This window comes from Nocardia sp. 852002-20019_SCH5090214 (assembly GCF_001665865.1).
Taxonomy (GTDB): domain Bacteria; phylum Actinomycetota; class Actinomycetes; order Mycobacteriales; family Mycobacteriaceae; genus Nocardia; species Nocardia nova.
In genome coordinates this window covers 1-5228 of record NZ_LZMK01000088.1, presented here as the reverse complement: position 1 = coordinate 5228, position 5228 = coordinate 1, and the positions used below count along the sequence as shown (strand labels likewise).

General features: G+C 68.8%; 7 protein-coding genes and 2 pseudogenes. All 9 read right to left on the bottom strand.

The features are described 5' to 3' along the window. Window positions 1-461, bottom strand: a pseudogene (locus tag A5780_RS07730) (hypothetical protein); the annotation flags it as partial. After that, the gene (locus tag A5780_RS39825) at window positions 458-1258 is read right to left on the bottom strand and encodes a hypothetical protein (RefSeq protein WP_156769415.1); all 801 of its coding nucleotides are present in this window, start codon (window positions 1256-1258) and stop codon (window positions 458-460) included. The gene A5780_RS39825 and the pseudogene A5780_RS07730, both read right to left, overlap by 4 nt. Further along, window positions 1255-1905, bottom strand: a complete 651-nt coding sequence (locus A5780_RS07720; RefSeq protein WP_156769414.1) for a hypothetical protein — start codon at window positions 1903-1905, stop codon at window positions 1255-1257. The genes A5780_RS39825 and A5780_RS07720 overlap by 4 nt, the downstream gene beginning before the upstream one ends. A gap of 24 nt (window positions 1906-1929) precedes the next feature. Continuing rightward, a complete protein-coding gene (locus A5780_RS07715; protein WP_062969165.1) occupies window positions 1930-2163 on the bottom strand; it encodes a hypothetical protein in 234 nt (77 codons plus the stop codon). Continuing rightward, window positions 2160-3095 carry an alpha/beta fold hydrolase gene (locus A5780_RS07710; protein ID WP_156769413.1) on the bottom strand — a complete coding sequence of 312 codons (936 nt, stop codon included), beginning with the start codon at window positions 3093-3095 and terminating at the stop codon, window positions 2160-2162. The genes A5780_RS07715 and A5780_RS07710 overlap by 4 nt, the downstream gene beginning before the upstream one ends. A gap of 110 nt (window positions 3096-3205) precedes the next feature. Continuing rightward, on the bottom strand, window positions 3206-3490 hold the full coding sequence (locus A5780_RS07705; protein ID WP_308189465.1) for a hypothetical protein: 285 nt from the start codon (window positions 3488-3490) through the stop codon (window positions 3206-3208). Next, window positions 3487-4047: a hypothetical protein gene (locus A5780_RS07700; RefSeq protein WP_063917880.1), complete on the bottom strand. Its 561-nt coding sequence runs from the start codon at window positions 4045-4047 to the stop codon at window positions 3487-3489. The genes A5780_RS07705 and A5780_RS07700 overlap by 4 nt, the downstream gene beginning before the upstream one ends. A gap of 92 nt (window positions 4048-4139) precedes the next feature. Then, on the bottom strand, window positions 4140-4625 hold the full coding sequence (locus A5780_RS07695) for a hypothetical protein (RefSeq protein ID WP_156769412.1): 486 nt from the start codon (window positions 4623-4625) through the stop codon (window positions 4140-4142). A 321-nt stretch (window positions 4626-4946) separates the two neighbouring features. Further along, window positions 4947-5228 (bottom strand): annotated as a pseudogene (locus A5780_RS40735) (hypothetical protein); the annotation flags it as partial.

The following is a 5228-nucleotide window of genomic DNA, read 5'->3' as shown; positions in this document are numbered from 1 at the left end:
CCGGCTTTCGTGCCGGTGGTGATCAGGGCGGAAAACATCATCGAGGCGAACACCGCCCGCGCGAACATGAGAAAGCTCTCCTGCGCCTCCCCCGCGACACCACCACGCTTGGCCATCGCCAACCGAGCGGCGGCGAACAAAATCCCCGCGATCATGAGCAGAACCTGCAAACCGCTGGTGTACCCGCGGATCGACGCCAAGGCAGGCCCCGGCTCCCCGGTAGACGCCGCCAGCTGCGGAGAGGGCAGGTTCACCCACCACGTCATCACGAACCGAATTGCGGATGTCATGCCATTGACCAGAGAGTCGACAACGCTGTCGAATGCGGAGTTGGCTGCGGAGTTGGCGGCTTTGCCGCCGAGTTGTTTCAACGCGCACACCGCGCCGGGCCCGGTGGGCAGGTCACACACGCTATCCGGCAGCTGAGCATGCCTGACAGAGGCGATGGCTGGAGTTGTCATGTGGTGGTCCTCCATTGCCCGAAGCCGGCAAGGTTTTCGATGGGATCGCCTGGCTGCCAGAGTGTTTCGATGTCGCCTGGCAGGCGCACGCGCCAGTCGCCGGCGTAGGTCATGGGCCAGGACGAATAGCTGTAGCCGTCGCGGGTTCGGGTGGCGATGTCGACGACCGCGAAATCGGCGCGGTAACCGGGGCGGATGCGGATGCCGTCCGGGACGGCGACGTAGCGGCCGGCATCCGGTGTGCGGGTGCGGCTGCGCGTGACCCTGGCGATGAACGCGTCGGTGTCACCGACAAAACGAGTCCGAACGACGGTCTGCCACAGTGCCTCTGGTGCGGCGAGGGTGCGGGCGAGCGCGTCGCAGGCGGCCAGCGCCGCACCTTGCGGGGTGTCGGCGAACCCGGAGGCGATCCCGTGGTCGATGACGGCCGGACCATCGCTTCCGGAGACTGGTAGCGCGGCGCCGCCCCATCCGCGTTGCCAGGACATTTGCGCTGGTGCCGCGGTGAGATAGTCGCCCGACGACGGGTTGGGGCGCGTGGCCGGATCTTGGGCAAACGCGCGTCCCTCGTCTCCGACGACGTCGAGACGGTTGCCGAACAGGTCTGTGGTCGGCGGCTGGGCCTGTGTCGCGGTGAACGGGGGCCGCGCAGCAGTCCTGGGGATCGTTGTGGATAAACCAGCGGGCGGGGGTTGAGGGATGTCAGTACCGCATCCGCTCAGCGGGACGGCCAACGCTACTGCGAGCCCGAGCCAGCGGTGGTGTTTCAGTGGCAGAGTCGCGGCGGTCGTGTTCATCGGATCGGGAGCCGGATCGTGTCGGTGGGCAGTGTGTCGGGGGCGGTGACCAGGGCGGGGTGGTGCCCGTCGGGGAGCAGGAGTTTCCAGTCGCCGGCCTGCCAGATGACGGTGGCGGTGTTGCAGGTCAGCGACGTGTCGGGTTGCTGGGTGTAGATCGCGGTGTCGGCCCGGTCCGGGGTGTAGCCGGTGATGCGGTAGCCCAGGATCTTCGGTGGCGTGCTGGCGATCGGTGTGGTGATCGACATCTGGGCCCGCGCCACGGCCCAGTCGTCACGCCCCGCGCCGGAGGCGAGCATCTGTTGCCCCACGGTGGCCCATTGATCATCGGGTGCCACGGACATCCGCACGACAGCGTGGATCGCCGCCAGGGCCGCCCCGGCGGGGGTATGTGCGAACCCTGCGGCGACCGCGCCGGTCACCGTGTGGGGGCCTTGGTCGGCTACCGGGAGCGAGAATCCCTGGTAGACAGTGGTTGTCACGTTGGTCGGTGCGGCGTGGATGTCCGCGGGCACTGATGACGCGGCGCTAGGGTTGCTGTGTTCGTCCGGGATGGTGCAGCCGGTGAGAGTGGCGATGCCGAGCAGTCCTATCAGTGCGGTCAGCCCGGCATGATGTGTGGCGTGGTGGCTAGTGTGCGGGTTCACTGCGGTCTCCCAGGGGTGTGGGGTTCAGTGGGTGGGGAACAGGGCGGCGGCGATGCCGCTGGCGGAGCCGACGAGGATGGCGGCGAGCAGGGCGCCGGCGAGTCCTTCGATCGCTTCGTCGCGGTGGAGTCGCCACGCCAGCTGCCAGCCGATCCAGATGGTGCGGGCGATCGCGAGCAGCAGGACGAGCCAGGCCAGCCAGGCGAGCATCTGGGTCAGCGGGGCGAGGACTTTCGGGTCCAGCCGTGTGGTTGTCATGGCGTGCCGTCGGTGTCTGTGGCCAGTTCACCGTCCTGATCGAGCAAGAGCTCGTCGACATCGACGTGGTAGGCGACATCGAGAGCCGCGACGATCACCTCGGCGGCCGTGTCCGGGTCGCTGCGTGGCAGGGAGTGCCCGGCGCCGGACACGACCTGCTGGTCGGCCCAGATCTTCTCGGCGAACCGGGTCGATTGGGCGGCTGGGACGACGCGGTCGCGGTCGCCGGTGACCACGAACGACGGCACCGACCGCAACCCGGCGACAACGTCCGGGTCGAGGTAGAAGTGACGGTAGGCGTGCATGAGGTCGGTCAGCACCCGCGGATCACCCGGACGGTCGCCGGTCGCCAGCGGCGCCTTGGACCCGAGCCGTCGTGCGGTGCGGCGGAAGCGTCGTTCGGCCACCGACGCGGCCGCGGCCGCGACATGGTCGAGCTTGCCGTGCCGAAGGCCCTTGATCCGCGTCGCCGCAGTCATGAAATGACGGGGCAGGGCGGGGAATTCGGGAAATTCGCCGGTGGCGTTGAACAGCACCAGCCCTGACAGTGCGGCGGCGCGCGCCGGGTAGCGCTGCGCGTAGGCAGCCGCGACCATGGATCCGGCCGAGTGCGTGACCAGTACGACCGATCCGGTGGCTTGGGTGAGTACGGTGTCGAGGTCGTCGGCCAGATGGTCGAGGGTGGTCTCGACGCTGCGGTGGGGGCGACCGGAGCGGCCGTGCCCGCGTTGATCCCAGACGATTTGCGCGATCTGGCCGTCGAGCCGGTCGTGTACCTGCTCGGTCAGCGGCCGCCACCAGCTGCCGTCGCACAGCAACCCGTGTACGTAGACAACGGTCGCCGCGGCGAACGTTGGCCCGCAACGATCTCCGGCCAGCATGAGCCCGTCGCTGCTGGACATGGCCAAGGGGGAGGTGTCGATGATTGGCATACGTGTGAATTCCTTTGCCTCAGAATCGAGTACGTTGGTGAGATGCCGCGTCCGCCGTTCGGCGGCGGACAGCACGATGTGAGTCGATTCGAAATTTGTTGGCGCATTGGTTATTTGGCGACAATTTGAGTCATGATGGATCCGGCGCTGGTGGCGATGATTCCGCCGACGAGGGCGCCCAGCACGATCTTGGGGCTCTCCACGGCGCCGCCGTGCCAGCGTTCCCACCCGAATTTGCCGCCGGCGTAGATGAGTGCGGCGATGCCGGCGAGCATCACCGCCCAGGCCAGCCAGTTCACGACCTTGGTCAGCCCGGCCGACCCCGGCGGTGCCTCGGGTGTGATCGGAATCTGTTGCGCCAGAACAGCAATATCGGCGATGACGGAGTGCGTCACGGGGATCTCCTGGGTGTTGGGTCGGATGCGGGCGCTCGGGTGGCGGCGATGCGGGCGGTGATCGCTGTGCCGGCGTGATAGACGTCGGCGGGGACGGCGTCGCTCAGGTGGGCGCGCCGCGGGGGCGGCGGGTCGCTGGGTGTGTAGGTGGCGAGGTCGTCGAGCTCATGGGTGAGCAGTTCGTCGTGCCAGCGGATCGGCCACACCGCGCCCTCGACCAGGGCGGAGACGGTGCTGCGGTAGCGACGCACCGGCAGCGGAATACGGCCGGGCCGCGGCGGGACCAGCACCAACCCGACCACGGTCACCCCGGAGGGGGTGAGCCCGGCGTGCCACTCGCGCAGCCGGTCCGCCGCCGCGACCAACCCGGGCAGGCAGTCGCGAGCCGCGACCACTACCCGCTGCGTGGTCACCCGCGATCCGGGCCACGCCGGTCCGGTGTCGGCGGCGTGTGCCCACCACCGGGCCAGCGTCGAGGCGCCCGCGCCGCCGTGTGCGCCGAGCACCGCGAACAGAGGCGGATACGCCCCTGTGACAGGTAGCGGCGAATTCCTCACCGGCGCACGATGTTCCGGTCCGGGTCCTGTGACAGTGGTCGGGTCGAGGCGTCCGTCGGCGGGCTCATCGTGGGAGTGGGCGACGAGGGCGGTCATGGTCCGGCCTGCTTCTGGAAGTTGGTGATCACCAAGCCGGGACCGTCGAGGCGGGTGTTGATCACTTGCAGGTAGTCGGTGCGGGTGCGGTCGGGATGCTGCTCGACCACATGCACGTTCGCGCTGCCGGCGGCGAATGGGGTGATCGCCACGCAATAGGTGCTGCCGGCCGGGATGGAGGCGATCCCGGCGGCGAGCGCACCGGCCGTCAGTCCTGCCTCCGGCGCCACGACCCGCAGAGCGGCGTTGGCATCGCGGAGCCGGTAGTAGGCGTTTTCGAATGAGGCCACGACCCCGGCGACGGTCCGGGTGTCACCGTCTCGGTCGGTGACCGTGGCGCCGGTGAGTCCTGCGCACGCCCCGCCGGCGGCTGCGGCGTTGCTCGTGAGCGGGACAGCGGTCAGGGTGGGAACCTGGGTGTGTCCGCTCGGATCGACAACGACCAATGCACCGATGAGCACCAGTACAGCGGCCACAGCCACCGTCGCACCCACGACTATCCACACCCGCGCGGACGGCAGCCCGAGTCGCGGATGCTCCTGTCCCCCTACCTCCGGTGCGAGATGGGTGTCTTCACACCCCGGATACAGTTGCGTGGGCTCGGGCTGCTGCTCTTGCGAAGAGTCGGGCTCAAGCCAACGCCATTCGTCACCTGGCGCCGGAGTGGTGTCCGCGGATGTGATGTGTGGCATGGGTTTTCACCTCCTCGACGTGGATGGGGGGTGGATGGGCCCTTCGGCGGAGTCGGCCCGCGAGGACGGAACTGATCTCTGGCGCAGAGAAACCGTCTCCGCCGAAGGGGTTCAAGGACTCGGCACGGCAGGGGGAGGGGTTGCCGTGCCGGTCCGCTCAGGGACGGCACCGGATGTCGTCGATGCGACCGGCTCCGTTGTGGTGGTTGTCGGGGGTAGCGGTGCTGCCGCGCTGGGGTGGGTGGCAGCGAGGTCGTGAGCCAATGCGGTGAACCAGTCGGCGACCGCGACGAGGGCCGGTGTTCCGGTCGGGGTCGCGGGGGTGCTGGTGTAGGCGGCGTGGTGGCCTGCGGTGTCGCTGTATTGGGTGTAGGTGGCCAGCTGGTAGAGCTG

Bases quoted from the DNA above. Each gene is read 5' to 3' on its own strand.
- A5780_RS39825 (WP_156769415.1), bottom strand. From the start codon at position 1,258: ATGAACACGACCGCCGCGACTCTGCCACTGAAACACCACCGCTGGCTC.
- A5780_RS07715 (WP_062969165.1), bottom strand. From the start codon at position 2,163: ATGACAACCACACGGCTGGACCCGAAAGTCCTCGCCCCGCTGACCCAG.
- A5780_RS07710 (WP_156769413.1), bottom strand. From the start codon at position 3,095: ATGCCAATCATCGACACCTCCCCCTTGGCCATGTCCAGCAGCGACGGG.